The sequence below is a fragment of the Roseibium sp. AWQ4_254 genome (genome assembly GCF_056161025.1).
Genome location: NZ_JBSWYH010000073.1, coordinates 1 through 2,985, shown reverse-complemented (window position 1 = coordinate 2,985; position 2,985 = coordinate 1). Strand labels below are relative to the sequence as shown.

The following is a 2,985-nucleotide window of genomic DNA, read 5'->3' as shown; positions in this document are numbered from 1 at the left end:
GAAACTCCGCGCCGTGACGTGATGCCATGAACATTCTCCTTTGTGGCAAAATACCAAGTCAAAGGAGCGGTACAAATCCGGGACAGGTCCAGAGATCACCTGGTAGAAAGTAGTTTTCCAGCAGGATCCGGTTCTTCAAGGTCTGATGCCACCGCTCGATCTTGCCCTGGGTCTGGGGATGGTAAGGCGCGCCACGCGAATGCTTCATTCCCTTGTTGGCAAGATACTCCGCCAAGTCGCCGGATATGTAAGACGGTCCGTTGTCTGATAGTAGCCTCGGGCGATGAAGCACGTTTGCCTTATCGAGCCCCGAAGCCTCCAGTGCCAGATCGAGTGTGTCCTGCACATCGCTTGCCGCCATGCCGGTGCAGACCCTCCATGCGATAATGTAGCGGGAGAAGTCATCGAGCACGGTGGAGAGGTAAAACCATCCCCAGCCGATGACCTTCAAATAGGTGAAGTCGGTCTGCCAGAGCTGGTTCGGGGCGGTGGTCTTTTCCTTGAACTCATCGGCGGACTTCATCACGATAAATGCCGGACTGGTGATCAGGTCGTGGGCCTTGAGAAGCCTGTAAACACTGGCTTCCGAGACGAAGTATCGGCGTTCGTCAGTGAACCTGGTGGCGAGTTCTCTCGGGGAGAGTTCCGGGTCATCGAGCGCCATTTCCAGAACCTGAACACGCACGTCTTCAGGGATGCGGTTCCACACGCGGCCCGAGCCGGGGCGCCGGTCTTCCAGTGCCGCTTCGCCGAACCTGCGATACAGATCGTACCAGCGATAGAAGGTTGGCCGCGACACGCCGATCTGTTCCAGCGTCCTTTTCACCGGCTGGTGCGATTGCTCGACCAGTCGGATGATTTCGAGCTTCTCGGAGGCGGGATATCTCATTCGATATCCTCCCCATCCCCGATCACGCTTTTTTTGAGAACACGGTTTTCCAGCGTCAGATCGGCCACGACTTCTTTCAGGTCACGCATTTCGCGCTTCAGATCCGTCACTTCACCTGACGTCGCCTGCCGCTCGGTGTCGCCTGAAAGCCGCTTCTTGCCGGCTTCCAGGAACTCTTTCGACCAGGTGTAATAAAGGCCTTGAGCAATCCCCTCGCGGCGGCACAGTTCGGCGATCGAATATTCCCCGCGCAAACCTTCCAGCACAATGCGGATCTTCTCCTCGGCCGAGAATTTGCGCCGCGTCTTCCGGCGAATGTCTTTCACATGTTTTTCGGCCGATCCTTCCGGCCCGGATTTCTGTCTCATCTTCGCTCCCTTGGCGGGCTACGATGTGCCAGAAATCCTCCTTAAGCAATTTCGCCGATATGTCTCATGGTTGCTGACGGGGAACAGTTGTGCAGGGACATTCCCGGCAAAAGAAACGGAGTGACCGTACTGCAGGTGACCTATGCCATGGACGGGCATCTGGATATTGACAGATTGCGCGCGGCCTGGTCCTCGCTTCTCCGGGCTCATCCCGCCCTCAGGGCAAGGTTTGGCGCAACGGCGGCGCGGTGGGACGGACAGGCTGGCGAAACCAGGACTGACTTCCGGTTTGCTGATCTGTCGGCTTTGCCAAAGCAGGAACAGCAATCTGAAACGGCACGGCTGGTGGATGGCATGGTAACGGATTTTTCGGAGGGGGGGGGGACGTTGGTCCTGCCCATGCGCTCCTGGTCCGCACAGCCGGAAATGTCCATTTTCTGACCCTGACGCTGGATCACATGGCTGCGGATGGGTGGACCCTCTCCGTTGCCATTGAAAACCTGTTTGCACTTTATGACCAGCCGGACACCCGGATCTGCGATGAATACGTTGACTACTGCGACTTCCTCTTCAAGGAGGTCGCCGAATTTGACGTCCACCATTGGAGAAGCGTGCTTGACGGCTTTGTCCCCGGGGGAAGCGTCACGGATACCTGTCGACCGATCAAAAACGGTCTGTCAGCGGGCAAGGCACGTGTGTGGCCCCGTTTGCTCCTCGATGCTCCAGACACGTTGCAGGCGGAGGTCGAGCAGTTCAGCAAAACCTCTGATGTGACTGAAAGTGCCATTTATTCAATGATCTGGGGGTTGACCCTCGGCGAGCACTCCGGCGCGTGCGACGTCACTTTCGGGACAACGGTCTCTGGCCGTCATCACGACTACGAAAACGTCTCGAGCATAGCCGGTTGTTTTGCCCAGGCGCTGCCTTCCAGGCTCATTTTTTCGCCTGATGAAACGCCCCGTGGGCTGGTCAAGAAGGCCATGCAGGAGCAGGCACGGCTGCTTGAACAACAGGCGAGCAGACTTTCGGACATTGAAGAGGCTGTCAGGCTCCAGAAGGATGCGTGCCTGTTCGATACCGTCCTAACTTTCCAGAACTATCCTGAAAACGCGCCCTGTACCTGTGAGTTTGATATCTCGTTTTTCGATTATCGGCAGTATTCGTTTGGCGGACGCCCGCCTGTCGAACTCAAAATTGAACCTGGGGCAAACGACATGTTTGTAATCGAGTTTGACGATGAAAAGGTGCCGGACGATATCGCCCACGCACTGGGAAGTCGCTTTGTTCAAGTTCTGAGCGAAATACTCAATTGCCCCGACAAGCAATTGAGTGAGTTCAAGATTCTTGGCAACCTTTTCAAAAACAATAATAGCTGAAAGAGCGCGTAATGAATTCGAAGTTGCTTCTGGAGACCAAGAGCCTGGTCAACCTGGCAGTATCCTACGCGGTCGTTTACGTTGCCGAACAAATAATGGTCTTCATTGACCGGATCATTGTCGGGCATATCGGAGCCACTGAACTCGCCGCTGTTGGGCTTTCTGGCGGGCTCATGATGGATTTTGAAGTAATCAGCCTTGGAATTCTTTCTATCGTTGGTGTGTTGCTGTCTCAGGCGATCGGCACATCCGAGCAGTCAAATGGACACCCGCAAAAACCTCGCCATTGGAGGTGATTTCTGATTCACTTCGATCATGGAGGTGTTTTCATGGATCCGAGCAGTCTTTTCAG

The 2,985-nt window shown here is 55.3% G+C and carries 3 protein-coding genes and 1 pseudogene; 3 read left to right on the top strand and 1 reads right to left on the bottom strand.

Translation table 11 applies throughout. The annotated features are described in order from the left end of the window. Positions 1 to 91: 91 nt before the first annotated feature. Positions 92 to 1,257 (bottom strand): annotated as a pseudogene (locus tag ACXAIC_RS24620) (IS3 family transposase); the annotation flags it as partial. Positions 1,258 to 1,377: 120 nt separating this feature from the next. Between ACXAIC_RS24620 and ACXAIC_RS24615 the strand changes: the two are divergent. Genes ACXAIC_RS24615 through ACXAIC_RS24605 form a run of 3 tightly spaced genes read left to right on the top strand, consistent with a single transcriptional unit; the run spans position 1,378 to position 2,929 of the window. After that, on the top strand, positions 1,378 to 1,698 hold the full coding sequence (locus ACXAIC_RS24615) for a hypothetical protein (RefSeq protein WP_475187045.1): 321 nt from the start codon (positions 1,378 to 1,380) through the stop codon (positions 1,696 to 1,698). Continuing rightward, positions 1,665 to 2,633, top strand: coding sequence for a condensation domain-containing protein (locus ACXAIC_RS24610; RefSeq protein WP_475187048.1), 969 nt, complete (start codon positions 1,665 to 1,667; stop codon positions 2,631 to 2,633). The genes ACXAIC_RS24615 and ACXAIC_RS24610 overlap by 34 nt, the downstream gene beginning before the upstream one ends. Positions 2,634 to 2,644: 11 nt before the next feature. Further along, positions 2,645 to 2,929: an MATE family efflux transporter gene (locus ACXAIC_RS24605; protein ID WP_475187044.1), complete on the top strand. Its 285-nt coding sequence runs from the start codon at positions 2,645 to 2,647 to the stop codon at positions 2,927 to 2,929. The last annotated feature ends 56 nt before the right edge of the window (positions 2,930 to 2,985 follow it).